Source organism: Roseburia sp. 1XD42-69 (assembly GCF_003612565.1).
Classification (GTDB): domain Bacteria; phylum Bacillota; class Clostridia; order Lachnospirales; family Lachnospiraceae; genus Roseburia_B.
In genome coordinates, this window is sequence record NZ_RAZG01000007.1 from 1 (window position 1) to 26072 (window position 26072).

Sequence of the window (26072 nt, forward strand, 5' to 3'; positions counted from 1 at the left end):
GCTAAGTATGTACGATTATGTGTAGAGGAAGAGACAAAGAAACTTTCATACCCCGCTTTCATTCCCGCTTTAGCAGGAATGAAAGGCAAGTGCTGTGAGCGGCGACGTAGGAGCCGAGCACAGTGCTTGAGTGCTTGCACCGGGGTAGTTGATTATGAACCATATTGTCTCCATGGAGCGGGAGGAGATTACCATGGATAATAAAAGTACCGTGTATATTTCCAGAAGCAAAGTGGCTGAATTTAAAAAAGAATATTTTTCCTACTATTTTGACACAGGGGCAGCCATATAGCGGGAGCGGGAAACCAGAGGACAATCCCTGGTTTTTTGTCCCCAATTCTTTAGGAATTATCCCAACATATAGAATTCGGTTATGGACAATGGTATATTTGTATTAAAATATTATTAGGGAGGCAGATATTATGCAAAAACCAAAATTTTCAGGTCTCTCCCATGTCTGTATTTTTGTGGATGATGTGTTGGAGGCTATTCGGTATTATGAAAGGATTTTGGGGGCGGTGCCCAACCAGCATATTCCCCACTGGAAAAATAAAGGTTTTTTTCAGGCGGGAGGTTTTATTGAGGAGGCAGAGGAAGGGGAGGTTTCCATTGGGTTTATGGATGTGCCGGGAACGAGATTTACCATTGAGCTTATGTGTTACCACAATCCCAAAGGGCGCCAGGAGCCTGTGATTTTTAAAGCAAACGATATTTCCGGGGCCAGGCATGTGGCTCTTAAGGTCACGAATATTGAGGAGGCTTTTGAGTATATAAAATCTCAGCCGGATGTGATGATGATTAATACCACAGATGACTACAGGGTATACCAAATAAGCGAGACATCTTACACGGATTTTTACTTTTTTGACCAGGAAAGGCAAAATGACAAGGAAGAGAAGAAGAAATCAGCGGAGATTTTAAGCAATACAAAGTATTTTTATTTTATTGACAAATACGGCCTGCAGTGGGAATTTGAACAGGGGCATACGGATATCGGGGATTAAAGGGAAGTATTTCATAATAATGATAAGGATTCCAGGGGAGTTTATGGAATCCTTATCATTTTTGCCTGCCTTTTTTCAAACACCGTATAGTAACGGAATCCTGCCTTTTTTAGGAGCCCCGTCAGCCTGCAGTAGTCAAAAGCCACATGTTCCGGGGCGTGGGCATCTGCCCCCAGGGTTAAAATTTCTCCCCCTAATTCCCGGTATCTTAAGAGAATTTCTTCGGTGGGATTTGGGTGGGAAAGTCCGTATTTGTAGCCGGACATATTGAGTTCAATGCCTTTTCCCTTTTGGATGATTTTTATTAAAATTTCGTCAATAATATCCTGGTATTTCTTGTAGGTGTAATTGGCATTTTTATTGGGGCCGTAGCGCACTACGTAATCCAGGTGTCCATACACGTCAAAATCTTCAAAGATATCCAGATTTTCCAAGACACATTCAAAATACTCCCGGTAGGCCAAATCTTCGGTTTTTCCCACATAATATTCCGGGTAATAAGGGTCAAAACCGTGCACTACGTGGGAAGAGCCGATCACTTGGTCAAAATCGAATTGGGACACAAAAGCGGCGTATCTCTCTTTTAAATGGGGCTGCAGCCCAAGCTCCACGCCGATATGGATGTTTAATTGCTTTTTATATTTTTCTTTTAAAGCCCCCAGGACGTTAAAATATATTTCCCCGTCAAAGGAAAATGGGGTAGGGCCGGGGTAATCCCAGTCGATGTGGTCGGTAAAACAGATTCCATCCAGATTTTTTTCTATGGCGGAACGAATCATATCCTCCGGGTCTGCGGAGCTGTCCCCGGAAAAGTTACAGTGTAAATGGGTATCCCAAAACATAAAAAAATCCTCCTTACAGGGCAGTTTTCACAGTTAGCGCCCATGGTTCACAAATTTTTCTATGGCAAGGCCCACGCCCTCCCTCTCGTTTGTGTCGGTGACATAGTCCGCAAGTGCTTTAATTTCCGGGTCTGCATTTCCCATGGCAACGGAAAACCCCGCCACGCCCATAATATCTTTGTCATTTTCGCTGTCCCCGCAGACCATGGTGCATTCCAGGGGAATATTTAAATGTTCACACAAAAACGCCAGTCCTGCGCCTTTTGTCACCCCTGCACTGGTAAATTCCAGATTATTGTAGCCTCCGGAAACCACCTGGATTTCAGGATAGGAGAGAAGAAGCTCCTTTGTCTCCTCTCTGTCCACAAAATGGCCGTCAGATTCCACCTCGAAATTTATGGTAGCTTTCTCAAGGCGGAGGCGGTTTTTCCGAAAATAGCCACAGATATCTTCCACCTGTTCCCTGGTGGTTAAAATGTAATTTCTGGTGGATTCCGGCAGGGAGGAGTGGCGGATTACCTCTAAAGTGGAGGTCTGGGTGTAGGCATCACCGTGGACGAAAGCGTCTAAATGCACATGCTTTTTTAAAACTTCTTTTAAAATTTCACAGGAGAAATCCTCTGACATACATTTTTCATAGATACATGTCCTGGTGGGAATCTCATAGACAGCAGCGCCGTTTGTGGTAATGGCATAGCGGATGCCAAGTTCCCCTGCCTCTTCTAAGGGAAGCCCCACATAGGGACGGCCGGTGGAAATGACAACGGTAATGCCAAGGCTTACGGCTTTTTTTATCTGCTCTCTGGTAAACGGGGTAATCTGACGGTCGCGGTTAAAAAGGGTACCGTCTAAATCAAGGGCAATCATACGGATTTGTGGATTCATCTTAAGGTTCTCCTGTCGTTGTTTTTTGATGTGGGAAGTATAGCACAAAACAGGGAACAGCACAAGATTATCTGGTATTTCTGTTAATAAATGTGGTATGCATTTTGGAGTATACAATAATCTGGCTGTGATACAAACTGAAATATCCCGACAGTGCATAGCTGAATGCGCAGGCCAGGAGATAAAAAGGCATTCCCTCATAGCCGAACATTTCAAAGCTGATAAGGAGAGAGGAAATGGGACAGTTTGTTACACCGCAAAAGACGCTGACCATGCCAACCGCCGCACAGAGGCTGGGGGAAAAACCGATTAGATTCCCAAAGAGACATCCGAAAGTTGCCCCTACAAAGAAGGTGGGGACAATTTCTCCCCCCTTAAATCCTGCACCTAAGGTCACGGAGGTGAAAAGGATTTTTAGCAGGAAAGCGGCGGGAAAAGCAGTGCCGGCGAGGGCTTTTACAATAATCTGTACCCCTGTGCCGTTGTAGTCTTGTCCCCCTGTGAGGAGGGTGAGGACTGCAATGATTGTCCCGCCTGCAAAAGCTCTGTAATAGGGATTTTGGAAATACTTTTGAAACAGGGCGGAAAAGGTGTGCAAAGAGATGCACATAAGTCCGCTAACCAGTGCACAAAGCATTGCAAGAATCACAACGATCAGCCCTGTTTTTAAGGTGAAATCAGGCAGATTGGAGATACCGAAAATATGCTCGGACAACCCAAAATGGCTGGCAATGGCGTACCCTGCAAAGGAGGCCACCACACAGGGAACTAAAGCAGAGTAGTGCATAATGCCCACGCTGATAACTTCCATGGAAAAAACAGTGGCAGCCATAGGGGTGCCAAACAGCGCGGAGAAGGCGGCGCTCATGCCGCACATCATAATGAGATGGGTGTCAATATCCCGAAGTTTCATGGCGTGGCCCAGGGAGCTTCCGATGCTGCCCCCAAGCTGCAGGGCAGCGCCCTCCCGCCCGGCGGAACCCCCGAAGAGGTGGGTGATAATCGTGCCGATAAAGATGGAGGGAGCCATTTTTAAAGGCACATCATCTTTGGACTGGAGGGCGGCAATCACCAGGTTTGTTCCTGTATCCTGTTCATTGTGGAGCAAATGGTAGAGACCCACGATGAGAAGCCCTGCCAAGGGAAGAAACAGAATCAGCACCGGGCAGCTTTGGCGGACCGTGGTTACAAAGTTCATCAAAGCGGCAAATCCGCAGCTTACAAAGCCTACGATAATACCGCAGAGGATAGAATAAAAGAGTATTTTTATCATGCGCCGGCTGCTGGCCAGGACGTGATGGAATTCGTCTTTTAACAATTCATTCATAACTTTTCTCCTGATATGTAAATAATTTTATTTCTGCAGTCATGGTAGCATATTTTCCATTTTTTCTCAAGATAACTTAACATTTTATGAGCCGCTGGAAGTGTACCGTCTTACACCCAATTTCCACAGTGCCAGGGAGGGAAAGAGAAACCATGCGGCGGCAAGGGGGAGGACTACATACAGCGGGGAGGTGCGCCTTTCCAAAATATACAGGAGAGGATAATATTGGACCAGGCTGTAGGGGATAAGAAAAGTGGTAAATAAGAGCATTTTCCTGCCGTAAACTTCCATGGGATATTTGCCGAATTCCCTTGCCCCGTCTGTAAATATATTCATAATTTCAAGTCCCTCTAAGGTAAAAAAACATAGTCCCGCCTGAAGGATAAAAAGTCCGGTAAACAGGGACGTGCCCCCTAAAATCATAAAAAAGACGGTGAGGATTTTCAGAAGATTCCAGTCAATCCCGCTTTTTGAGACGCCGTAAACAAACATGACAAGGGCCTGCAGCATCCGGCCGATTCTTGTAAGCTCAAAGTTACTCCCTAATACCTGCAGGATTTCCCCCCGGGGGCGCACCAGGATGCGGTCAAATTCTCCCTGCCGGACCATTTCCGAAAAGGTGTCAAAGCCCCGTGCGAAAGATTCCGCCAGAGAAAATTCCAAAAGGAGGATGGAAAAACATAACAGGACCTGGCTGTAAGTAAATCCTTCCACTTTGGAAAATCTTTGAAACAGAAAGAAAATCCCCAGAAAAACATTGAAGGATATAAGAAACTGGCCCATGGCAGACAGAAAAAATGAGGTTTTGTACTGCATCATGCCCCGCAGGTTTATGGAGATATAGTGTTTATATAATTTTATGTCTGAAATTATTTTTTTCATTTTCTACCCCCCCTGCACCGTTATTTTTTTCTCTGCCCGGCGGCAGAGGATTTTTCCGGTAAAAATTAGTATGAATAGCCAAAAAAGCTGCAAAAGTATGGCTTTTTTCATCTCATCCGTCTCCATGCTCCCGCTGTAAATCCGCAAAGATACGTTCTGCATTGCCGCAAAGGGTAAAAGTTCCATAATTTTCTGCACAGGCTCCGGGAAAAAGGGGAGGGGAATCACCCCGCCGGAAAAGAAATCTGCGGCAGAGGTAAACAGTATCCGAAGCCCCTGAGGGGATATGGTATAAAAGGTCAATATGTAAATAAGCATACAAAAGGCAGCCGTCACCAAAAGTCCTAAGGCAAGGGTTAGGATAAAAAGGAAAAAATGCAGGCAGCTCTCTGGTTTTGCCAGGCCGTATGGGTCAGGGAGAAAGGCGGCCACAAGCAAAATGGGGAAACACCGAAGCATTGCCCGGGACAGCCTTACAGCCACGCTTTTTGAAAACCAGATGTTGTAAATGTCAATGGGACGGCAGAGTTCGTAGGCAATGTTTCCCTTTAAAATGGAGTCAAAAATTTCATTGTCCATCATCCAGGTGGCAAAAAAGGCCAGGAATCCCTGTCCCAGCCATATGTAGGAACATGTGGCGGATAAGCTCATGGGAAAGGCATTTTTATCACCCCGGTAAAAGGCGGCAAATATCATAACTTCCATAAAGCCCCAGGCAAACTGGGTGGCGATTCCTGCCAGTGCTGCCACACGGTACTGTAGGCCCAGGGTAAAACGCAGCCGGAAAAAAGAGAAATATTTTTTCATTACACCACCTCATAGGAGTGGTAAAGCTCCGCCACTGTTTCGTCAATGGCTGCACTCCCTTTCTTAATAGAATCAATATTACCGTCCATTAAAATCTGCCCTTTTCCAATCAGGATAATCCTGCTGGCAAGGGCTTCAATGTCCTGCATATCGTGGGTGGTGAGAATTACGGTAGTTCCCTTTTCCTTATTCAGTTGTAAAATAAATTCCCGGACGGCCAGCTTGGAAACTGCGTCTAAACCGATGGTGGGCTCGTCTAAAAATAATATCCTGGGATTGTGCAGCAAAGATGCAGCGATTTCGCATTTCATGCGCTGTCCCAGGGAAAGCTGCCTTACTGGGGAGCGCAGCAGTTCTTCCAAATGCAAAAGCGCTGTGAGTTCTTCCAGGCTTTTTTTATACTGGGGGGTGGGAACAGAGTAGATATCTTTTAAAAGTTCAAAAGAATCCATTACGGGAACATCCCACCAAAGTTGGGAGCGCTGGCCGAACACCACGCCGATTTGCCGTACATGCTCGATTCTGTTTTTCCAGGGGACTCTTCCGTCCACAGAAACAGTGCCCCCCTCCGGTGTCAATATTCCGCTTAGAATTTTAATGGTGGAGCTTTTTCCAGCTCCGTTGGGACCGATGTAGCCTACCATCTCACCATCGCTAATGGTAAAGCTCACATCCTTAAGAGCATGGATGATTTCATACTCACGGTGAAAAAGGGCTTTACATGCCGCTGTAAAGCCAGGGTTTCTTTTTGCAATTCTGTACGATTTGCACAGGTGATTCACGGTAATCATAATTGCTTCCTCCTGGTAGTTATATTTTCATATCTTGCCAAGCCGGTCTGGTTCCGCTGGATTTTGCCAGTCAGATACCGAAGGTAAAATATTCAGTTTGCTATTAGTATACTTCATAATTATCTTACAGTAAAGATGATTTTTTTATAGACTTTTTAATAAAAAAGATATATTATTATTAAGTACAATTGGGATGGAATTCAGAAAATATGGATAGATGTTAGAGCAACAGCAGGTATAGGAGGTAATATTATGGCAGAAAAAGAATTACAAATTTACGGACAGGCAGACACGGTGCATATCAAACCTTACGAACACCATGCGAAATATTATGAGACAGACCAGATGGGGATTATCCATCACTCCAATTACATCCGGTGGATGGAGGAGGCAAGGATGGACTTGATGGAGCAGATTGGGCTTTCCTATAAAGGGATGGAGGAGATGGAGATTATAAGCCCTGTGCTGTCTATTTCCTGTGAGTACAAAAGTATGGTGCATTTTGACGACACCGTTGTGATAGAAGCTAAAATTGTATCCTATAATGGAATAAAGATGACGGTGGAGTACAAAATGACAGATAAAAAGACAGGGGAGCTTAAGTGCGTTGCCGAAAGTGAGCACTGCTTTTTAAACCGCAGCGGAAAACCTCTTTCCCTGAAGCGCTCTTACCCCGAACTGGATACGAAATTTTTTGAATTTTATGAGGAGAATTAAGTTATGAATCCTGTAGTGAAAAGACTGAAAGATCTAAGAGAGTTAATGGAGCAGCGGGGCATTGATATCTATGTGGTGCCCACCTCGGATTTCCATGAGTCCGAGTACGTGGGGGAATATTTTAAGGCGAGAAAATTTATTACCGGATTTACCGGCTCTGCGGGAACGGCGGTGATAACAAAAACTCAGGCGGGGCTTTGGACGGACGGGAGATACTTTGTCCAGGCCAAAAACCAGTTAAAAGACAGCACCGTTACCCTGTTTCCCATGGGGGAGGAAAATGTGCCCACGGTGGCGGAGTTTGTAAAGGAAAATCTGCCCCCAAAGGGCTGCATTGGTTTTGACGGCAGGGTGGTAAACGGGAAAGCCGGGGAAGAATACAAAAACATTGCAGATGAGAAAAAAGGACGGCTCTATGTGGAGGAGGATTTGGTTGATTTGATTTGGGAGGAGCGGCCTCCCATGTCAAAAAAGCCCTTCTTTATCCTGGAAGAAAAGTACTCCGGAAAAAGCACAAAGGAAAAATTGCAGGAAGTCCGGGGGGAAATGGAAAAAGAAAAGGCTGACATCCACATTTTAACCTCCCTTTACGATATTGCCTGGCTTTTAAATGTCCGGGGGGGAGATATCGATTACGTCCCTGTGGTGTTATCCTATCTTGTCCTTTCAAAAGAGGAATGTGTCTGGTTTTTGCAGCAGGAGATTTTGACAGAAGAGCAGAAAAGCTATCTTAAGGATAACGGGATTGTCACAAAAGAGTATGAGGAAATTTATTCCTACGTCCCGGAAATCCCGGGGGATAAAAAGGCGCTGCTCCATAAAAGCGAAGTGAATTACCGGATTGTAAACGCCCTTAAGGATACGGTGGAAATAATCGATAAAGAAAATCCCACGGAGCTTATGAAGTCTGTGAAAAACAAGACGGAGGCAGAAAATACCATAAAGGCCCATGTCAAGGACGGGGTGGCCTTTACCAAATTTATGTACTGGCTGAAAAATTCCATCGGGAAAGAGGAGATTACGGAAATTTCCGCCTCTGATGTTTTGGAAAATTTCAGAAGGCAGCAGGAAAACTTTCTTGACTTAAGCTTTGACACCATTTCCGCCTACGGCGCCAATGCCGCTATGATGCATTACAGCGCCACGGAGGAGACAAATGCCCTGTTAAAGCCGGAGGGATTTCTTCTGGTGGATTCCGGGGGGCACTATCTGGAGGGGACAACGGATATTACAAGGACCATGGCCCTTGGGCCCATTACGGAGGAGATGCGCCTTCATTTTACCACGGTATTGTGTTCCAACTTAAACCTGGCTTCGGCCCGGTTTTTACATGGGTGTACTGGGAGAAACCTTGACATTTTATCCAGAGGCCCTTTGTGGAAACTGGGAATTGACTATAAATGCGGGACAGGACACGGGGTGGGACATATTTTAAATGTCCATGAAGGGCCCAATTCTTTCCGCTGGCAGAAAAGGGAGGGAGTCCCGGAAGCTGTTTTGGAGGAAGGCATGATTACCACGGACGAGCCCGGGGTTTACATTGAGGGAGCTTACGGCATCCGCACGGAGAATGAACTTTTGTGCAAAAAAGGGGTAAAAAATGAGTACGGGCAGTTTATGGAGTTTGAGACCATTACCTATGCCCCCATTGATTTGGACGCCATAGACCCAAATCTTATGACAGAGGAACAGCGGGCGGTTTTAAATGAGTACCACAAAAAGGTGTATGAGGTGTTATCTCCTTATATGACCCAGGAAGAAAATAAGTGGCTGAAAGAATATACGAGGGCAGTATGAGTAAAAAATTAGTATTGATTGACGGACACAGCATTTTAAACCGGGCTTTTTTCGGCCTGCCGGATCTGACCAATGCAGAAGGGCTCCACACTAATGCAGTGTACGGTTTTTTAAATATCATGTTTAAAATCTTGGATGAGGAGAAACCGGATTATTTTACTGTGGCATTTGACGTCCATGCCCCTACCTTCCGGCACAAAATGTTTGATGCCTACAAAGGCACCAGAAAGCCTATGGCGGAGGAGTTAAGGCAGCAGGTTCCTCTGATAAAAGAGATGCTTTCCGCTATGGGAGTTGTCATTGTGGAAAAAGAGGGATATGAGGCAGATGATATTTTAGGCACCATCTCCCGCATGGGGGAGGAGGCAGGGCTTGAAGTTTCCGTGGTATCCGGGGACAGGGATTTATTACAGCTTGCCACAAAGCATGTAAAAATCCGTATTCCAAAGACAAAGAAAACCGGTACGGAGATTGAGGACTACTACGAGGAAGAGGTAAAAGAGCGGTATCAGGTGACGCCAAGAGAGTTTATAGACGTAAAGGCCCTTATGGGGGATACGGCGGACAATATTCCCGGGGTGCCGGGGATTGGGGAAAAGACTGCCACAAATATTATTGCAGCCTATAAGACGATTGAAAACGCCTATGCCCATGCAGATGAGATAAAGCCCAAACGGGCATCGGAAAACTTAAAGGAATATTATGATCAGGCCAAACTTTCCAAAACCCTGGCCACCATTGATGTCCACGCCAAAATTGACTATGATGTGGAAAAGGCGGCCCTTGGGAATCTTTACACAGAGGAAGCCTTTCTTATGTGCAGGCGCCTGGATTTTAAAAATATCTTAAAGCGCTTTGAAACAGAGGTGCCGGGAAATCAGGCGGAAGAGAAGTTTTTGCTTCTTGAGGATTCTGATAAGGCGAAAGAGATTCTCGCAAAGGCGCAAGATGGGGCGGGGCTGTTCCTTGCTGCAGATTCCGAAAAACTCCTTGGGATTTCCTTAAGTTTTTCGGAGGAAGAAAATTATTTTCTTGCGGTAACAGGGGATTTTACAGAAGAGTTTGTGAAAAGGGAACTTAAGGATAAAATTTTAAATGGATTTTCTTTTTCCGTGATAGATTTAAAACAGGTGGTAAAGATTCTCTTACTGGCAAGGGAGACGGAAGAGATTAGGCACAATGGGTTTGACTGCGGCATTGCGGCTTACCTGTTAAACCCTCTTTTAAACAGCTATAATTATGAGGATATTGCAAAGGATTACCTGAATCTTTTGCTGCCCTCCGGTTTTGAACTTTTGGGGAAGCTTTCTCTCTCTGAGGCAATGGAGAAAAAGAGGGATGAATTTTTAAAATTCGTGTGCTACCATGCCTATGTGGCAAAAAAGTCCAGGGAGGAACTGCTCTGCAAACTGGAAGAGACAGGGATGAGAGAGCTGTATGACACCATAGAGCTTCCATTGGTCTATGTGCTCTCCGATATGGAGCAGGAGGGTATCCGGGCAGACAGGAAGGCACTAAAGGCATACAGCGAAAGCCTGGATGCAAGAATTGCCGAACTGGAAAAGATAATTTATGAAAAGTCCGGGGAAGAGTTTAATATCAATTCCCCCAAACAGCTTGGGACAGTGCTCTTTGAAAAACTGAAAATGCCCTATGGAAAAAAGACGAAGACCGGGTATTCCACGGCGGCGGATGTTTTGGAAAAGCTGGCCGGGGAATATCCCATTGTGGCGGATATTTTGGAGTACCGCCAGCTCACCAAGCTAAAGTCCACCTACGGGGAGGGCCTGGCGGGGTATATTGACGATACGGGGCGGATCCACAGCAGCTTCCATCAGACCATAACAGCCACCGGGCGAATCTCAAGCACAGAGCCTAATCTCCAGAATATTCCCATCCGCATGGAGCTTGGCAGGTTAATCCGAAAGGTATTTTTGCCCAAAGAGGGGTATGTCTTTGTGGACGCGGACTACTCCCAGATTGAGCTTCGGGTGCTGGCCCACATGTCCGGGGATGAAAGCCTAATACAGGCTTACCGGGAGGCAAAAGATATCCACAGAACTACCGCTTCCCAGGTGTTTCACATTCCCTTTGAGGAAGTGACAGATTTGCAGAGGAGAAACGCCAAGGCCGTAAACTTTGGGATTGTGTATGGCATCAGCTCCTTTGGCTTAAGCCAGGATTTAAGCATCAGTAAAAAAGAGGCGGCGGATTATATTGAACGGTATTTTGAAACTTATCCCAAGATAAAAGCATTTTTAGATTCCCTGGTAGGGGATGCAAAGGAGAAGGGGTATTCTGTTACCATATACGGCAGAAGGCGCCCCCTGCCTGAGCTTTCCTCCAGCAATTTTATGCAGCGTTCCTTCGGGGAGCGGGTTGCTATGAACGCCCCCATCCAGGGCACGGCGGCGGATATTATTAAAATTGCCATGATAAGGGTTCACGACAGAATGCAGCGGGAAGGGTTAAAGTCCAGGCTTTTACTCCAGGTACACGATGAACTTTTAATTGAGGCCGAAAAGAGCGAGCTTGAAAGGGTGCAAAAGATTTTGAAAGAGGAAATGCAGGGGGCGGCAAGCCTTGCGGTTTCCTTGGAAGTAGACATGCACACGGGAAATAACTGGTACGAGGCGAAATAATGGAATTTATAGGGATTACAGGGGGAGTCGGGGCAGGTAAGTCCCGGATTCTGCAATATATAGAAGAGAATTACAATGCGAAAGTCCTTTTGGCGGATGAGGTGGCCCATGGACTGATGAAGCCGGGGGAGGACTGTTATGAGAAAATTGTAAAGGCCTTTCCCGGGGAGGACATTTTTACCGGGGAAGGAACTTTCCTTGGGGAAAAGCTGGCGGAGGTCATTTTTTCTGACAGGGAGAAAAGAGAGCGGTTGAACGGTATTGTTCACCCGGCGGTAAAAGAAAATATTCTTGACATCTACCAAAAAGAGAAAGAAAAGGGAAAATTTTCTTATTTTATTTTGGAGGCAGCCCTTTTAATTGAGGAAGGTTATGATAAAATATGTGATAGATTGTGGTACATAGATACCAGCAGGGAAATCCGCAGGCAGAGGTTAAAGAAAAACCGAGGGTATTCCGACGAAAAGATTGACAGCATATTTGAAAGCCAGCTTCCGGAGGATACTTACAGGAAATATGCTGCGCTTGTTATTGACAATAACGGAACTTTAGAGGAGACAATATATCAGGTGAAACAGGCATTTGCCAGGTAAGGGATGGAGGAGATAAGCAAATATGGAGCGAAGAGAAGCAGGAGATGAATTAGTATTTGGTCTTGATATCGGGACCAGAAATGTGGTTGGGACGGTGGGCTTTAAGCAGGACAAGGAATTTATTGTCCTGGCCCAGTATTCCATGGAACATGAGACAAGGGCTATGCTGGACGGCCAGATTCACGATATCGGCAGGGTGGGAAATACCATCCGCATTGTGAAGGAAAAACTGGAAGAGCAGATTGGCCAGGAGCTGACTTCTGTGTGTATTGCAGCGGCGGGACGTGTGTTAAAAACCGTAACCACCCATATTGAGTATGAGTTTGAGACTGAGAGCGTTGTCCGGGCGGAGGATATCCATACATTGGATTTGCTTGGAATTGAGCGTGCCCAGGCGGAACTGAAAGAGAAAAACGATACAAAGTACAAATTTTACTGCGTGGGCTACTCTGTGGTGAAATACTATTTAAATGATGAGATTTTTTCCAATTTGGAAGGACATAAGGCGGAGAAAATTTCCGAGGATATCATTGTTACATTTCTGCCGGAGGATGTGGTGGACGGACTTTATGCCGCCGTTGCCATTGCGGATCTTAGCGTTGCCAATATGACCTTGGAGCCTATTGCCGCCATTGACGTTGCTATTCCTGAAAATTTCCGCATGTTGAATATTGCCCTGGTAGATGTGGGGGCGGGAACCTCCGATATCTGTATTACAAGGGACGGCAGCATTATCGCCTACGGCATGATTCCTTTGGCTGGGGACGAGCTGACAGAGCTCATTGTTCAGAGCTATCTGGTGGATTTTGCCATGGCGGAGCACATAAAACTTGCTTCCACAAAGGAAAAAGAGATTGAATACACGGATATTATGACATTAAAGCACACCCTGAAATCTGAGGAAGTTTGGAAATTGACGGAGGGGCTGGTGGATAGAATCACCACCGATGTGGCCAATAAGATTAAAGAGTTAAACGGGGATACCACAGTAAGCGCTACCTTTGTGGTAGGAGGGGGCGGAAAAATCCACGGATTTACGGAAATGCTTGCGGATAAACTGGAACTTCCCAATGAGAGGGTGGCTTTAAGGGGTGAGGAAGTGTTAAAAGAAATCACCTTTGAACAGCCGGATATCCAAAAAGACCCTCTTTTGGTAACGCCTGTGGGTATCTGCCTGAATTATTATGAGCAGAGAAACAGCTTTATTATGGTGCATTTTAACGGGGAGCGCATCAAGCTTTATGACAACGGCCGCCTGACTATTGTGGACGCAGCTATGCAGGCAGGTTTCCCCAACGAGTATTTATTCCCCAAACGGGGCAAAGAAATTAACTTTACGGTAAACGGAAGCCCCAGGATTGCCAGAGGGGAGGCGGGGGATTCCGCTATTGTTAAAGTAAATGACAAAGAGACAAATATCAATGCGCCTCTGGTGGCAAACAGCTATATTACGGTGGAGCCTTCCACAGCCGGGGAGGCGGCGGTGATAACCATTGACGATTTGGCGGAATATACCCAGGAGATAGTTACTTTTGAGGTAAACGGCAAAACCATCCATTGTCCTAAATTTGTGGAGGTAAACGGAAGTATTGAAGTTTCCTCCTACCATGTGCAGGAGGGGGATGTGATTGAGACAAGGAATTTCTACACGGTGGAACAGTTGGCGGAGTTTATGGATGTGGAGATTGACCAGGACCATGTAATCCGTGTAAATAACCGCCCTGCAGAGTTAAACACCCTTTTGTATGAGAACTTTACCGTGGAGTGGACGGCGCAGGCAAAGGGTACGGTGGATTTTGTGGAGGAGGATTCCGAAATTCCCTTACAGGAGCCGGAAGAGGAATATGAGGCTTTGCCGGAAAAAGAAGGGGAGGAAGGGGAAAGCGGCAGGGAGCTTAAGCTGCAGGAACCAGAAAAAGAACCGGAATCGGAAAAAGAGCAGGAACCCCAAATGTCGCCTTTTGAGTGGGCAAGCCAGGGAGGATTTTTTGACGAAGGGCCAAAACAGGAGGATGTGCCTTTGACGGAGGGAACCCAGGAGTCGGAGGAGAAAGACGAAAAAGAAGAACCCCAGCCAAAACCGGAAGAAAAACCGGCTGAGGATGTGCCAAAGCCAGCGCCGGGGCCTTTGCCCAAAGGGGCTATCCAGGTGGAGGTAAACGGAAATGAAATTCTCCTCACAGGGAAGAGGGAATATATTTTTGTGGACCTTTTTGACGCAATTACCTTTGACCTTAACGCCTCCAACGGACGTGCCATTGTCACCACGGTAAACGGGGAGGATGCAAGTTACATGCAGAAGTTAAACAATGGGGATGTCATTGAAATATATTGGGAAGAGAAGTAATGGATATGGAATTATGCAGTATTGCCAGCGGCAGCAGCGGAAATTGTATTATGACAGGGTATGACGGGTGCCGTCTCTTAATTGATGCGGGGGTCAGTGGAAAACGGATTGAACAGGGCTTAAATTCCCTGGGCTTAAAAACCTCGGAGATGGAGGGAATTTTAGTCACCCATGAGCATATAGACCACATTAGCGGCCTCGGCGTCCTTGCCCGAAGGTATGGACTGCCCATATATGCCACAGAAGGAACTATCCAGGCAATTTTACATACAAAATCCGTGGGAAAAATTGATGAGTCTTTATTTCATCCGGTAAGGGCCAATGAGACGTTCCTTATTGGGGAAATGGAAATCGAGCCGGTAAAAATTTCCCATGACGCAGCGGAGCCTGTGGCTTATATTTTAAGGCGCGGGAGCAAGTCTGTGGGGGTGATTACAGACCTGGGAAAATATGATGAGTATATGATTGAAAAAATAAAAGGGGTCAACGTCCTTCTCTTAGAGGCGAACCACGATGTAAATATGCTCCAGGCGGGGCCTTATCCCTATCCTTTGAAACAGAGGATTTTAGGGGAGAGGGGGCATTTGTCCAATGAGCTGTCGGGACAGCTTTTGGGGAGGATTCTCCACGATGGTTTCCAGGCAGTGGTATTAGGACATTTGAGCAAAGAAAACAACTATGCAAAACTGGCTTACGAGACGGTAAAACTGGAAATTACCTTGGGGGAAAACCCCTATAGGGGAGATGATTTTCCCGTGTATGTGGCAAAGCGGGATGAGGTTTCCGGACGGATACAGGTTTTGTAACCATTAGGATGCTGCGTGTTTGGAGAGGAGATAACCATGGAAAAAGCGGGAAAAACAATTATCACCGTTGTGGGAAAAGACACGGTGGGAATTATTGCCAGGGTGTGCACGTATCTGGCAGAAAATAAAATTAACATATTAGATATTTCACAGACCATTGTTCAGGGGTATTTTAATATGATGATGATTGCCGATATGGCAGGGGCGACAAAGCCCTTTGGAGACTGTGTGAGAGAGTTAGAGGAATTAGGCGGGGAGATTGGCGTTTCCATAAAATGCCAGAAAGAAGAAATCTTCCAGAAAATGCACCGCATATAGTGCATCTGTTAAGGAGAGACATATGATTAATATTGGAGAAGTCATAGAGACCAATGAGATGGTGGAACAGGAAAACCTGGATGTGAGGACCATCACTTTAGGAATCAGCCTTTTGGACTGTATAGACCCGGACCTTAGCACGTTAAAGAAAAAAATTTTTGAGAAAATTACCAGGGTGGCAAAAGATTTGGCAAAAACCGGGGAAGAAATTGAGCAGGAATTTGCCATTCCCATTGTAAATAAGCGGATTGCCGTGACACCCATAGCCCTTGTGGGGGGCAGCGCTTGTAAAACCCCGGAGGACTTTGCCTCTATAGCGGATATTTTAGACGAGGCGGCAAAGGCTGTAGGGGTGAATTTAATCGGAGGGTATTCCGCCCTGGTGTCAAAGGGAATGACAAAGGCGGACGAGCTTTTGATACGCTCCATTCCCATGGCCCTTACAAGGACAGAGCGGGTGTGCAGTTCCGTAAACCTTGCCTCCACCAAAACAGGGATAAATATGGACGGAGTCAGGCTTATGGGGGAAATCCTCTTAGAAGTGGCGGAAAGGTCAAAGGACAGGGACAGTGTGGACTGCATGAAGCTGGTAGTCTTTTGCAATGCCCCGGACGACAACCCATTTATGGCAGGGGCCTTCCACGGCGTCACGGAAGCAGATGCTGTGATTAACGTGGGCGTCAGCGGCCCGGGAGTGGTAAAGACGGCTCTGGAAAAAGTCCGGGGGGAGAGTTTTGAGGTTTTGTGCGAGACAATTAAAAAGACGGCATTTAAAGTCACAAGGGTAGGCCAGCTCGTGGCGAAAGAGGCATCAAGGATGCTTCAGATTCCCTTTGGAATTATTGATTTATCCCTTGCCCCAACCCCGGCGGTGGGGGACAGCGTGGCGGATATTCTCTGTGAGATTGGCCTGGAATATGCAGGGGCTCCGGGAACTACCGCAGCCCTTGCGCTCTTAAATGACCAGGTGAAAAAGGGGGGCGTGATGGCGTCCTCCTATGTGGGAGGCTTAAGCGGGGCGTTTATTCCCGTAAGCGAGGACCAGGGAATGATTGATTCTGTTTCTGCGGGAGCCATTACCTTGGAAAAACTGGAAGCTATGACCTGTGTGTGTTCCGTGGGCCTTGATATGATTGCAATTCCAGGGGATACAAAAGCAACCACAATTTCCGGCATCATTGCAGACGAGATGGCCCTTGGCATGGTAAATCAGAAAACCACTGCGGCCCGCCTGATTCCCGTTATCGGAAAGGGAGTGGGAGATACGGTGGAGTTCGGCGGCCTTTTTGGATATGCGCCTATTATGCCGGTGAATCAATTTTCCTGTGATGATTTCATTAACCGCAGGGGCAGGATTCCAGCCCCTATACACAGTTTTAAGAATTAAATATTAAAGGGTATATACCATATGGAGAGAGTGCATAGACGCTCTCTTCTTTTTTTGTACCATCTAAATCTTAATTTAGATTTAATGAACCATCTATACAATGTATCAGGATATAAAAGAAGTATGGGAAAGAAAGAGGTATCAGATTTGCAGACGATGAATCATTTAGAAGAGCTGGAAGCAGAATCTATTTATATTATGCGGGAGGTGGCGGCGGAGTGCGAAAAGCCGGTGATGTTATATTCTATCGGAAAAGACTCTTCCGTTATGCTGCATCTTGCCATAAAAGCTTTTTATCCGGAAAAGCCCCCCTTTCCTTTTCTCCACGTGAACACAACTTGGAAATTTAAGGAGATGATTGCGTTCCGTGACAGGAGGGCGGCGGAGCTTGGGATTGAAATGATAGAATATATTAACGAAGAAGGGGTAAAGCAGAACATCAATCCTTTTGACCACGGCAGCGCCTACACGGATATTATGAAGACCCAGGCGTTAAAACAGGCACTTACCAAGTATGGTTTTACCGCAGCTTTCGGGGGAGGCCGCCGGGACGAGGAAAAGTCCAGGGCAAAGGAGCGGATATTTTCTTTCCGGAACAAAGAACATGCCTGGAACCCCAAAAGCCAGAGGCCGGAGATGTGGAAACTGTTTAACACGGAAATTTATAAAGGAGAGAGTATCCGGGTATTTCCCCTGTCAAATTGGACGGAAAAAGATATCTGGCAGTATATTAAACAGGAGGAGATTCCAATTGTTCCATTGTATTTTGCCGCAGAGCGGCCGGTGGTCATGCGGGATAACAATATCATTATGGTGGATGATGAGAGGATGCGCCTTTTGCCCGGGGAAGTTCCTGTCATGAAAAAAGTAAGGTTCCGCACCCTGGGATGTTATCCCCTTACCGGGGGAATAGAATCGGAGGCGGAAACTTTAGATGAGATTATTGAGGAGACGCTGGCATCTGTGGAATCCGAGCGCACCAGCCGTGTAATTGATTCCGATGGGGGAGGGGCAAGTATGGAAAAGAGAAAGAGAGAGGGATATTTCTAATATGAACGGTTTACTTAAATTTATTACCTGCGGCAGTGTAGACGACGGAAAATCAACTCTTATCGGTCATATGCTCTACGATGCAAAACTGATTTTTACAGACCAGGAGAAAGCTCTGAAACTGGACTCTAAAGTTGGCTCCAGGGAGGGGAAAATTGATTATTCCCTGCTTTTGGACGGGCTTATGGCGGAGCGGGAACAGGGAATCACCATTGATGTGGCGTACCGGTATTTTACAACGGAAAAGCGCAGCTTTATTGTGGCGGACACTCCCGGGCATGAGGAGTATACCAGAAACATGGCGGTGGGAGCAGCCTTTGCGGATTTGGCGGTGATACTTGTGGATGCATCCCAGGGGGTTATGATACAGACGAAGCGCCATGCCAGAATCTGTTCCCTGATGGGAATCCGGCATTTTGTCATTGCCGTAAACAAAATGGATCTGGTAAACTATAGCAAAGAGCGGTTTGACAAAATAAAAAAGCAGATTCGCATTCTTCTGGCGGAATTTGAGTATGACTCTGTGGAGATTATACCTGTATCCGCAACAGAGGGGGATAATATTACAAAACCTTCCCGTTCTATGGTATGGTATAAGGGAAAAATTCTTTTGGAATACTTAGAAGAGATAAAAGTAAGGCAAAAAGACGGCACAGGATTTTTAATGCCGGTACAGAGGGTGGTTAGGCCAAACCATGCTTTCCGGGGGTTTCAGGGGCAGATTGAGAGCGGCAGCATTGCCCTTGGCCAGGAGATCACGGTTCTGCCGGGAAAAGAGAAGGCAAAGATTGGACGGATTTTAAGAGGGGATCAAGATGTGGAAAAAGCATTTTCGGGATGGCCTGTGACTCTTTGTACGGACAGGGAAGTGGATATTTCCAGAGGCTGCGTACTCTGCCGGGGGGAACTGCCCATGACGGGGAATATGTTTGAGGCGAAAATCCTGTGGATGGAGGATTCCCACCTGGTAGCGGGAAAGAATTATCTTTTAAAACTTGGGACAAAGACAATACCCGCAGCGGTAATGGCCATTCGGTGCCGGATTGACGTGAATACCGGGGAGGAAATTCCCGCCGACGAGATATTTAAAAATGAGATAGCGGAATGTGAGATTTCCGTGGGGGATACCCTTGTTTTTGACAGGTTTGATAACATCCAGGTTCTTGGCTCTCTGATACTCATTGACCGGGTGAGCCATATGACGGCGGCCTGCGGCGTAGTGGAAAATGCCCTGAACAGAAGCGGAAATGTGATTTACCATCAGATGGAGATTACCAAGGAGATCCGCTGCCAAAAATTAGGGCAGAAGTCTGGGGTAATCTGGTTTACCGGGCTTTCCGGGGCCGGAAAATCCACCCTTGCCAATGAGCTGGAAAAGCGCCTGGTGGCAGCGGGGAAACACACCATGCTTTTAGACGGGGACAATGTGCGTCTGGGCCTTAACAAAAATCTTGGATTTAAAGAACAGGACAGAATTGAAAATATCAGAAGGATTTCCGAGGTGGCAAAGCTTATGACAGAGGCGGGGCTCATTGTGCTGACGGCATCCATTTCCCCATACGCCTCCGACAGAAGGAAAGCCAGGGAAATTATCGGGGATGAATTTGTGGAAGTCTATGTGTCCACTTCCCTGGAGGAATGTGAGAAACGAGACGTGAAAGGTCTTTATGAAAAGGCAAGAAGAGGTGAAATCCCTAATTTTACAGGGATAACAAGTCCTTATGAGGTGCCGGTGAAACCGGAGATTGTGATAAACACAGAGGGAAGGACACTTTTGGAATGTGTGGATGAGCTGTATGAAAAGCTTTTAAAATTTTTGTAAGCAGGTGAGAACATGAAACTGTTAGTGGTGGAAGATGAGAAGGATTTAAACCGTATCATTGTGAAAAACCTTATAGCGGAGGGGTACAGCGTGGACTTTTGTTTTGACGGGGAAAGCGCCCTTGACTATCTTTTAGCCGCTGAATACGACGGGGTGGTGTTAGATGTTTTGCTTCCCAGGATGAACGGGTTTCAGGTTTTGAAGGAAATCCGGGGGAAGGATATCCAGACCCCGGTGCTGTTTTTAACTGCCTGTACCGACACGGAGGATGTGGTGACAGGGTTAGACGCCGGGGCGGATGACTATGTTACAAAGCCTTTTTCCTTTAGCGAGCTTTTGGCCAGAATCCGGGTGATGACAAGAAAGAAGGTGGAGATACGGGAAAATATGTATCAGTGCGGGGACCTTATCTTAAATTACAATGACAGGACAGTAAGGCGGGGGGAAAAGGAAATTAATTTATCCGCCAGGGAATTTGCCATATTGTTTTATATGATACGGAACCAGAATATTGTACTAACCAGAGACCAGATTGAAAATAATATCTGGAATATGGACTATGAAGGTTCTTCCAATATTATTGACGTTTATATCCGTTACCTGCGGAAAAAGGTGGACGACGGATATGATGAGAAACTGATACACACCATCCGGGGAGCGGGGTATATGTTGAAATGGGAAGACAAAAACAAAATTCAATCGTAAAATATGTGGCCAACTATTTTTTTGCATTATTAATGGTTCTGGCTTTAGTAATGATATGCTTTGTGGTATTTTTATCCAGGCAATTAACATTCAGCAGCATCCGCAGGGAGATGGGCGTTGAGCTGCGGCAGAACGCCAAATATATGCATGTGAAAGACGGCGGTTATGAGTTGGATGAGGAATTTCTATTCCAGGAAAGTGATTATATTTTTGTGATTCTGGACGATAAAGGAAAACTTTTAGAGGGGAGGTATCCCAAAGGCTTTCCGGAGGGGCTTGAGGTGAACAGCGGAAAGCTTCGCACAATGAAAGCCGGGGGCATAGATTACTACTTTCAGGACAGGCAGTCCCTGCATTCTTCCCTGGTTCTCCGGTGCGTGATAGAGCAATCTAAGGTGGACAGTGATTATGACAAATTTGTGTATTATACCTGGGGATTTGTGCTTTTTATTATGGGAATCAGCATTGGGATGTGGAAACTGCTGGAGAGACGGGAGATGCGTCAGATCAACCAGGTGGTAGAAGTGGTAAGGCAGATTGGCAGGGACAAAAGCTTGTCAAAACGTATTGAGTACGATGGCAGATTTGCGGAGATTGTAAGTCTTGTGCAGGCAAATAACAGGATGTTAGGGCAGATTCAGGAAATGTTTGAGACACAGAAGCGCTTTACCTCCGACGTGGCCCATGAACTGCGGACGCCAATTACCGTACTTATGGCTGAGTGTGAATATGCGGGACAGATGATGCCCAGAGACGGGGAAGTGTGGGAAGCCTTCCAGGTGATTGAGCGGCAGATTAGCAAAATGAATTGTATTATCGTTCAGATGTTAAACTTGTCTAGGCTGGATCAGGATAAAATGAAAGTGAATCTGGAATGGATTGACCTTGGGGAAATCGTGGAATCAGTCTGTGACGATATCAGCCTTCAGAATAAAAAAGAGGTGGAATTTAAAATAGACATTGCCCCTGAGTTTAATGTATATGCGGATATTGGGCTGATGACCATACTCATTCAAAATCTTTTGGACAATGCGGTAAAATACGGGCCTGACAGGGGAAGGGTATGGATATGGTCCCAGGAAACCGGGGAGGAATACCTGCTTCATGTTAAGGATGAGGGAAAGGGTATCAGCAAAGAAAACCAGGAAAAAATTTTCCAAAGATTTTTCCGTGTGGAAAAAAGCGAACTTATCGAAGGCTTTGGGCTGGGGCTTTCCCTGGTGAAAAGAATTGCAGAAAAGCATCATGGGATTGTCACCGTGGAAAGCGTCCTTGGCGGGGGAAGTACATTTACGCTCCACCTTCCCAGACATGTTGAGGAAGATTAAGAGTTTAATATTTCAGAAGGAGAAATGCATATGAGAAAATTTATACTCACAGGAAAATACAGAGACAGGAAGATTTTGGCTGCAGGGCTTTTGGCCTTTACCCTTGTTTTGGGGGGCTGCGGGGCAAAAGGAGGTTCCGATGCAGAGCTTACCCTGCATATGGGGTATTTCCCCAATGTAACCCATACCCAGGCATTGGTTATGAAGGCGGATAAAAGCCTTGAGGAAGCTTTGGGGGATAAGGCAAAGGTGGAGTGGGTTTCCTTTAACGCAGGTCCGGCGGAAGTGGAAGCTTTGTTTGCCGGGGACATCGATATAGGATATATCGGCCCTGTCCCTGCCATCAATGCCAATGTAAAATCCCAGGGGGAAGTGCGCATCATTGCCGGTGCTACAAAGGCCGGGGCGATTTTAGTGAAAAGACAGGGGGCAGAGATTTCTAATGTGGGGGATTTAGACGGTAAAAAGGTGGCTGTCCCCCAGTTTGGCAATACCCAGCATCTGTGCCTTTTAAGCCTTCTTTCCGAAAACGGCCTAAAACCCCTCTCGGATGGGGGCACGGTGGATGTGGTGGCTGTGGCCAATGCGGATGTGGCGAATATGATGGATTCGGGAAATATCGATGCGGCTTTGGTGCCGGAGCCCTGGGGAGCCACCCTTCTTTCCAAAGGGGCTCAGATGGTGCTTTCGGAGGATGAAGTGTACCTGGATGGAAATTACAGCGTGGCAGTTGTGGTGGTGCGGGAGGAATTTAAAAAGGAACATCCCGATATTGTAAAAATCTTTTTAGAGCAGCATGAAAATGCCACTCTTTATATCAATGAAAAACAGACGGAAGCCAGGGAGAAGGTAAATGAGGAGATTTATAAGGCTACCCAGAAAAAACTGGAGGATTCCATATTAGAGGATGCCTTTCAAAGAATCCGGGCAGATTCCGGCATGAACAGGGAATCTATGGAAGGATTTGCAGATATCGGCTTAGAGCAGGGATTTATCTCAGATTTGCCCGGAGATGACATGATAGAAGAGGTGAAGTAATGCTGGAATTAAGAAACGTGGGAAAAACATATCCCCACACGGTAAAGAGGACGTTAAAAGACATAAACCTTACGATAGAGGAGGGGGAGTTTATCTGTATTGTAGGGCCTTCCGGCTGCGGCAAGACTACTCTTTTAAATCTTGTGGCGGGACTGGAAGAGCCCACAAAGGGAGAAATCTTTTTGGACGGCATTCCGGTGAAAGGCCCCGGGGCAGATCGGGTAGTAATGTTTCAGGAGGCGGCCCTCTACCCCTGGCTGAATGTACTTGACAATGTAATGCTTGGCATGGAATTTTTGGGCATACCAAAAGAAGAGCGGAAAAACAGGGCCTTAAAATATTTAAAAATGGTGCATCTCTCCCAGTTTACAGAGTATCCTATCCATCAGCTTTCCGGGGGGATGCGTCAGAGAGCAGCCCTTGCAAGGGCGCTTTCCATGGACAGCAAGATTCTGCTTATGGACGAGCCTTTTTCTGCCCTGGACAAACAGACCACAAATATGCTCCGGGGGGAGCTGGAACAGATTTGGATGAATGACCACAGTAAAACGGTGCTGTTTGTCACCCACAGTGCGGAGGAAGCCGTGTATTTTGCGGACAGGATTGTGGTGCTTTCAGAAAATCCGGGACAGATAAAAGAAATCATATCCTGTGATTTAAAACGTCCCAGGCAGATTGACCAGGAAGAATTTGTCCATATGCGGCACAGGCTGTTAGAGTCCGTGAAGAAGGAGGTAGAAAAGTTTGCAAAAGAAGAGTACGACAAAAATTAAAAAGGGGCTGGAACTGGCCCTGTTTTTATTTCTGCTTGTTGTTTTGTGGCAGATTCTTTATATGCTCTTTGTAGATGTATTTAAAATCTGGAAACCTTACTCCGCCCCTTCCCCGGCTGGGGTGGCGTTTAGCTTTGCAAGTCTTTTAAAAAGCGGTGTTTTGCTGTCGGCCCTTTTAAAAAGCCTTGGCCGGGGGGTGGCGGGCTTTGCCATTTCGGTGATTGCAGGACTGATATTGGGGATACTTATCCATCATTTTTCCTATCTGAACAGGAATTTAAAGCCTGTGATTATGGGGATGCAGACTCTGCCCAGTATCTGCTGGGTGCCCTTTGCCATTTTGTGGTTCGGGTTAAATAACAGTGCTATTTTGTTTGTGGTAGTAATGGGCTCTGCTTTCAGCATAGCCCTTGGGGTGGATGACGGTATTAAAAATGTGCCTCCCTTATATATTAAGGCGGCGAAAACCATGGGGGCAGGCCAGGGGGATTTGTATTTAAAAGTGATTCTCCCGGCCTGTGTCCCCTCCTTTCTTGCGGCTTTAAGACAGGGCTGGTCTTTTGCATGGCGGGCCTTAATGTCCGGGGAAGTTATGTCCTCCACCATTGGCCTTGGCCAGACATTAATCATCGGAAGGGATATGGCGGATATCAATCAGGTCATGCTTGTGATGCTGGTGATTATATTTGCGGGGGTTGTGATTGATAAGTGTATTTTTACGGCTTTGGAGAACCGGGTGCTTCGGAAAAGGGGGCTGATGTAGTGTTGTTATAAAGCTGATTTTAAGCACAAGAAATAAAATGATTTTCTCTACTTGTAAAATAAAATATACTATGCTATACTCTTAACAAAGCGTAATAAATTTCTATTTTTCTAATTATTCCAATATCATTCAAAAATCAGAAAATCTATGCTTGAAACCCAATACAAAGCAGTAGATTTTTTCCTGGGTATATGGTATGCTTTTCCAAAAGGGGGGGGATATATCATGGATAATAACGAAAAACTTGATATTATCATTGCTAAACTTGATGAGGCGTTAAAGATAGACAATGAAAAAGAAATGATAGCTATCCGTGTAACCATTTTGGAGAATGAATTGCGGAGAGTAAAAGAGCGGGTAGAACAAATAGCGTAGCGGCAGGAGATATGGCACAGTGGGCTTACAGAAAGAAAATCATACATATATAAGAAACGAGTTTTTACAGGGCATAGGGGATGGCAGCGCCATAGGCATCGGCTATCTCTCTGTGTCCTTTACTTTTGGAATTGCGGCGGTGTCAAGCGGCCTTAACTGGTGGCAGGCCTTTGTGGTATCACTTATGAACCTTACATCTGCCGGTCAGTTTGCGGGGATAACCATTATGGCCTCCCTGGGTACCTACATAGAGATGGCGGTGTCCCAGTTTGTTATAAATCTGCGGTATGCCCTGATGAGCATATCCTTATCCCAGAAAGTGGACAGGAATTTCGGATGGCAGAAAAAAATGATTTTGGGATTTGCAGTGACAGATGAGATCTTTGCGGTGGCCCTTAGCCGTAAGGGGGAAGTTTCCGGCCGCTATTTTGCGGGGCTTACGGTTTTGCCCCTTTTGGGGTGGAATCTGGGAACTTTGGCGGGAGCGGTGCTTGGGGACATTTTACCTGAGAATCTGGTTTCCGCCTTGGGGCTTGCCATTTACGGAATGTTTATCGCCATTGTGGTTCCTGTGGTAAAAGAAAATAAAAAGATAAGAATCATTGTATTTTTTGCTGTGTTTTTAAGCTTCTGCCTTTACTATCTGCCGGGGTTAAAAAATATTTCCAGTGGGTTTGCCATTATCATAGCAAGCGTGATTGCTTCCGGGGCCGGGGCATGGCTGTTTCCTGTGGAGGAGGAAGAGGAGGTTAAGGGATGAATCATTTTTGGATTTATGTGATTATCATGTTTGGAGTTACTTATCTGGTGCGGGTGCTCCCTTTTGTGGTTTTCCGGGAGAAGATAAAAAGCAGGTATATCCGTTCTTTTTTGGCCTATATTCCCTATACGGTTTTGGGGGCTATGACCTTTCCGGCGGTGTTTTATGCCACAGGCTCCCTGCCGGGGGCAATGGCTGGCGTTTTTGTAGCACTTGTACTTGCCTACCGGGGGAAGGGACTGTTTCCCGTGGCAGTCTTTGCCAGCGGGACGGCTTTTCTGGCGGGGTGGTTTTTCATGTAATAGTTACTTGA

26 protein-coding genes are annotated in these 26072 nt (G+C 46.1%); 20 read left to right on the forward strand and 6 right to left on the reverse strand.

Features of this window, described 5'->3' with window-relative positions; genetic code table 11:
* Nucleotides 1-154: 154 nt before the first annotated feature.
* Together D7Y06_RS25610 and D7Y06_RS04890 are read left to right on the forward strand one after the other, a co-directional pair.
* Entirely contained in the window at nucleotides 155-292 is a 138-nt protein-coding gene (locus tag D7Y06_RS25610) for a LytTR family transcriptional regulator (RefSeq protein ID WP_147415587.1), read from the forward strand.
* Nucleotides 293-422: 130 nt separating this feature from the next.
* Nucleotides 423-1004 (forward strand): VOC family protein, encoded by a 582-nt coding sequence (locus D7Y06_RS04890; RefSeq protein ID WP_120406716.1) that lies wholly within the window; start codon nucleotides 423-425, stop codon nucleotides 1002-1004.
* Between the two features lie 41 nt (nucleotides 1005-1045).
* Here D7Y06_RS04890 and D7Y06_RS04895 read toward each other — a convergent pair whose 3' ends face one another.
* The 6 genes from D7Y06_RS04895 to D7Y06_RS04920 all read right to left on the reverse strand — a co-directional run bounded on the left by D7Y06_RS04895 (nucleotide 1046) and on the right by D7Y06_RS04920 (nucleotide 6538).
* Nucleotides 1046-1846 carry a histidinol-phosphatase HisJ family protein gene (locus D7Y06_RS04895; RefSeq protein WP_120406717.1) on the reverse strand — a complete coding sequence of 267 codons (801 nt, stop codon included), beginning with the start codon at nucleotides 1844-1846 and terminating at the stop codon, nucleotides 1046-1048.
* A 33-nt stretch (nucleotides 1847-1879) separates the two neighbouring features.
* Entirely contained in the window at nucleotides 1880-2731 is an 852-nt protein-coding gene (locus tag D7Y06_RS04900) for a Cof-type HAD-IIB family hydrolase (protein WP_243119090.1), read from the reverse strand.
* Nucleotides 2732-2798: 67 nt separating this feature from the next.
* Nucleotides 2799-4058: a chloride channel protein gene (locus tag D7Y06_RS04905; protein ID WP_120406718.1), complete on the reverse strand. Its 1260-nt coding sequence runs from the start codon at nucleotides 4056-4058 to the stop codon at nucleotides 2799-2801.
* An 84-nt stretch (nucleotides 4059-4142) separates the two neighbouring features.
* Nucleotides 4143-4940, reverse strand: coding sequence for an ABC transporter permease (locus tag D7Y06_RS04910; RefSeq protein ID WP_199714633.1), 798 nt, complete (start codon nucleotides 4938-4940; stop codon nucleotides 4143-4145).
* A gap of 3 nt (nucleotides 4941-4943) precedes the next feature.
* On the reverse strand, nucleotides 4944-5747 hold the full coding sequence (locus D7Y06_RS04915; RefSeq protein ID WP_120406719.1) for an ABC transporter permease: 804 nt from the start codon (nucleotides 5745-5747) through the stop codon (nucleotides 4944-4946).
* The gene (locus tag D7Y06_RS04920; RefSeq protein WP_120406720.1) at nucleotides 5747-6538 is read right to left on the reverse strand and encodes an ABC transporter ATP-binding protein; all 792 of its coding nucleotides are present in this window, start codon (nucleotides 6536-6538) and stop codon (nucleotides 5747-5749) included. The genes D7Y06_RS04915 and D7Y06_RS04920 overlap by 1 nt, the downstream gene beginning before the upstream one ends.
* 252 nt (nucleotides 6539-6790) lie before the next feature.
* Here D7Y06_RS04920 and D7Y06_RS04925 point away from each other — a divergent pair, with 252 nt between their 5' ends.
* From D7Y06_RS04925 to D7Y06_RS05010, 18 genes are all read left to right on the forward strand, one after another.
* Nucleotides 6791-7255, forward strand: a complete 465-nt coding sequence (locus tag D7Y06_RS04925; RefSeq protein ID WP_120406721.1) for an acyl-CoA thioesterase — start codon at nucleotides 6791-6793, stop codon at nucleotides 7253-7255.
* A gap of 3 nt (nucleotides 7256-7258) precedes the next feature.
* On the forward strand, nucleotides 7259-9052 hold the full coding sequence (locus D7Y06_RS04930; RefSeq protein WP_120406722.1) for an aminopeptidase P family protein: 1794 nt from the start codon (nucleotides 7259-7261) through the stop codon (nucleotides 9050-9052).
* A complete protein-coding gene (polA, locus tag D7Y06_RS04935) occupies nucleotides 9049-11694 on the forward strand; it encodes a DNA polymerase I (protein ID WP_120406723.1) in 2646 nt (881 codons plus the stop codon). The genes D7Y06_RS04930 and polA overlap by 4 nt, the downstream gene beginning before the upstream one ends.
* Entirely contained in the window at nucleotides 11694-12287 is a 594-nt protein-coding gene (gene coaE / locus D7Y06_RS04940) for a dephospho-CoA kinase (protein WP_120406724.1), read from the forward strand. Before polA ends, coaE begins: the two co-directional genes overlap by 1 nt.
* 22 nt (nucleotides 12288-12309) lie before the next feature.
* Complete coding sequence (locus D7Y06_RS04945) at nucleotides 12310-14634, forward strand: cell division FtsA domain-containing protein (protein WP_120406725.1); 2325 nt, start codon at nucleotides 12310-12312, stop codon at nucleotides 14632-14634.
* 5 nt (nucleotides 14635-14639) lie between these two features.
* On the forward strand, nucleotides 14640-15440 hold the full coding sequence (locus D7Y06_RS04950) for an MBL fold metallo-hydrolase (RefSeq protein WP_120406855.1): 801 nt from the start codon (nucleotides 14640-14642) through the stop codon (nucleotides 15438-15440).
* A 36-nt stretch (nucleotides 15441-15476) separates the two neighbouring features.
* Nucleotides 15477-15758 carry an ACT domain-containing protein gene (locus tag D7Y06_RS04955; protein ID WP_120406726.1) on the forward strand — a complete coding sequence of 94 codons (282 nt, stop codon included), beginning with the start codon at nucleotides 15477-15479 and terminating at the stop codon, nucleotides 15756-15758.
* 22 nt (nucleotides 15759-15780) lie between these two features.
* Nucleotides 15781-17145 carry a PFL family protein gene (locus tag D7Y06_RS04960; protein ID WP_120406727.1) on the forward strand — a complete coding sequence of 455 codons (1365 nt, stop codon included), beginning with the start codon at nucleotides 15781-15783 and terminating at the stop codon, nucleotides 17143-17145.
* Nucleotides 17146-17268: 123 nt separating this feature from the next.
* Entirely contained in the window at nucleotides 17269-18195 is a 927-nt protein-coding gene (gene cysD / locus D7Y06_RS04965) for a sulfate adenylyltransferase subunit CysD (protein WP_120406728.1), read from the forward strand.
* A gap of 1 nt (nucleotide 18196) precedes the next feature.
* Nucleotides 18197-20017, forward strand: coding sequence for an adenylyl-sulfate kinase (cysC, locus tag D7Y06_RS04970; RefSeq protein ID WP_120406729.1), 1821 nt, complete (start codon nucleotides 18197-18199; stop codon nucleotides 20015-20017).
* Nucleotides 20018-20029: 12 nt separating this feature from the next.
* Complete coding sequence (locus D7Y06_RS04975) at nucleotides 20030-20722, forward strand: response regulator transcription factor (RefSeq protein WP_120406730.1); 693 nt, start codon at nucleotides 20030-20032, stop codon at nucleotides 20720-20722.
* A complete protein-coding gene (locus D7Y06_RS04980; protein ID WP_120406731.1) occupies nucleotides 20692-22050 on the forward strand; it encodes a sensor histidine kinase in 1359 nt (452 codons plus the stop codon). The genes D7Y06_RS04975 and D7Y06_RS04980 overlap by 31 nt, the downstream gene beginning before the upstream one ends.
* A gap of 30 nt (nucleotides 22051-22080) precedes the next feature.
* On the forward strand, nucleotides 22081-23088 hold the full coding sequence (locus D7Y06_RS04985) for an aliphatic sulfonate ABC transporter substrate-binding protein (protein WP_120406732.1): 1008 nt from the start codon (nucleotides 22081-22083) through the stop codon (nucleotides 23086-23088).
* Nucleotides 23088-23861, forward strand: a complete 774-nt coding sequence (locus D7Y06_RS04990) for an ABC transporter ATP-binding protein (protein WP_120406733.1) — start codon at nucleotides 23088-23090, stop codon at nucleotides 23859-23861. Before D7Y06_RS04985 ends, D7Y06_RS04990 begins: the two co-directional genes overlap by 1 nt.
* Nucleotides 23833-24624 (forward strand): ABC transporter permease, encoded by a 792-nt coding sequence (locus tag D7Y06_RS04995; protein WP_243119092.1) that lies wholly within the window; start codon nucleotides 23833-23835, stop codon nucleotides 24622-24624. The genes D7Y06_RS04990 and D7Y06_RS04995 overlap by 29 nt, the downstream gene beginning before the upstream one ends.
* 225 nt (nucleotides 24625-24849) lie before the next feature.
* A complete protein-coding gene (locus D7Y06_RS25840; RefSeq protein ID WP_158591252.1) occupies nucleotides 24850-24999 on the forward strand; it encodes a hypothetical protein in 150 nt (49 codons plus the stop codon).
* 19 nt (nucleotides 25000-25018) lie between these two features.
* Nucleotides 25019-25759, forward strand: coding sequence for an AzlC family ABC transporter permease (locus D7Y06_RS05005; RefSeq protein ID WP_243119094.1), 741 nt, complete (start codon nucleotides 25019-25021; stop codon nucleotides 25757-25759).
* Entirely contained in the window at nucleotides 25756-26061 is a 306-nt protein-coding gene (locus D7Y06_RS05010; RefSeq protein WP_120406735.1) for an AzlD domain-containing protein, read from the forward strand. The genes D7Y06_RS05005 and D7Y06_RS05010 overlap by 4 nt, the downstream gene beginning before the upstream one ends.
* The last annotated feature ends 11 nt before the right edge of the window (nucleotides 26062-26072 follow it).

What these genes read in the sequence shown, in the direction of transcription:
- D7Y06_RS25610 (WP_147415587.1), top strand. Translation starts at nt 155, where the DNA reads ATGAACCATATTGTCTCCATGGAGCGGGAGGAGATTACCATGGATAAT.
- D7Y06_RS04890 (WP_120406716.1), top strand. Translation starts at nt 423, where the DNA reads ATGCAAAAACCAAAATTTTCAGGTCTCTCCCATGTCTGTATTTTTGTG.
- D7Y06_RS04895 (WP_120406717.1), bottom strand. Translation starts at nt 1,846, where the DNA reads ATGTTTTGGGATACCCATTTACACTGTAACTTTTCCGGGGACAGCTCC.
- D7Y06_RS04900 (WP_243119090.1), bottom strand. Translation starts at nt 2,731, where the DNA reads ATGAATCCACAAATCCGTATGATTGCCCTTGATTTAGACGGTACCCTT.
- D7Y06_RS04905 (WP_120406718.1), bottom strand. Translation starts at nt 4,058, where the DNA reads ATGAATGAATTGTTAAAAGACGAATTCCATCACGTCCTGGCCAGCAGC.
- D7Y06_RS04910 (WP_199714633.1), bottom strand. Translation starts at nt 4,940, where the DNA reads ATGAAAAAAATAATTTCAGACATAAAATTATATAAACACTATATCTCC.
- D7Y06_RS04915 (WP_120406719.1), bottom strand. Translation starts at nt 5,747, where the DNA reads ATGAAAAAATATTTCTCTTTTTTCCGGCTGCGTTTTACCCTGGGCCTA.
- D7Y06_RS04920 (WP_120406720.1), bottom strand. Translation starts at nt 6,538, where the DNA reads ATGATTACCGTGAATCACCTGTGCAAATCGTACAGAATTGCAAAAAGA.
- D7Y06_RS04925 (WP_120406721.1), top strand. Translation starts at nt 6,791, where the DNA reads ATGGCAGAAAAAGAATTACAAATTTACGGACAGGCAGACACGGTGCAT.
- D7Y06_RS04930 (WP_120406722.1), top strand. Translation starts at nt 7,259, where the DNA reads ATGAATCCTGTAGTGAAAAGACTGAAAGATCTAAGAGAGTTAATGGAG.
- polA (WP_120406723.1), top strand. Translation starts at nt 9,049, where the DNA reads ATGAGTAAAAAATTAGTATTGATTGACGGACACAGCATTTTAAACCGG.
- coaE (WP_120406724.1), top strand. Translation starts at nt 11,694, where the DNA reads ATGGAATTTATAGGGATTACAGGGGGAGTCGGGGCAGGTAAGTCCCGG.
- D7Y06_RS04945 (WP_120406725.1), top strand. Translation starts at nt 12,310, where the DNA reads ATGGAGCGAAGAGAAGCAGGAGATGAATTAGTATTTGGTCTTGATATC.
- D7Y06_RS04950 (WP_120406855.1), top strand. Translation starts at nt 14,640, where the DNA reads ATGGAATTATGCAGTATTGCCAGCGGCAGCAGCGGAAATTGTATTATG.
- D7Y06_RS04955 (WP_120406726.1), top strand. Translation starts at nt 15,477, where the DNA reads ATGGAAAAAGCGGGAAAAACAATTATCACCGTTGTGGGAAAAGACACG.
- D7Y06_RS04960 (WP_120406727.1), top strand. Translation starts at nt 15,781, where the DNA reads ATGATTAATATTGGAGAAGTCATAGAGACCAATGAGATGGTGGAACAG.
- cysD (WP_120406728.1), top strand. Translation starts at nt 17,269, where the DNA reads ATGGGAAAGAAAGAGGTATCAGATTTGCAGACGATGAATCATTTAGAA.
- cysC (WP_120406729.1), top strand. Translation starts at nt 18,197, where the DNA reads ATGAACGGTTTACTTAAATTTATTACCTGCGGCAGTGTAGACGACGGA.
- D7Y06_RS04975 (WP_120406730.1), top strand. Translation starts at nt 20,030, where the DNA reads ATGAAACTGTTAGTGGTGGAAGATGAGAAGGATTTAAACCGTATCATT.
- D7Y06_RS04980 (WP_120406731.1), top strand. Translation starts at nt 20,692, where the DNA reads ATGGGAAGACAAAAACAAAATTCAATCGTAAAATATGTGGCCAACTAT.
- D7Y06_RS04985 (WP_120406732.1), top strand. Translation starts at nt 22,081, where the DNA reads ATGAGAAAATTTATACTCACAGGAAAATACAGAGACAGGAAGATTTTG.
- D7Y06_RS04990 (WP_120406733.1), top strand. Translation starts at nt 23,088, where the DNA reads ATGCTGGAATTAAGAAACGTGGGAAAAACATATCCCCACACGGTAAAG.
- D7Y06_RS25840 (WP_158591252.1), top strand. Translation starts at nt 24,850, where the DNA reads ATGGATAATAACGAAAAACTTGATATTATCATTGCTAAACTTGATGAG.
- D7Y06_RS05010 (WP_120406735.1), top strand. Translation starts at nt 25,756, where the DNA reads ATGAATCATTTTTGGATTTATGTGATTATCATGTTTGGAGTTACTTAT.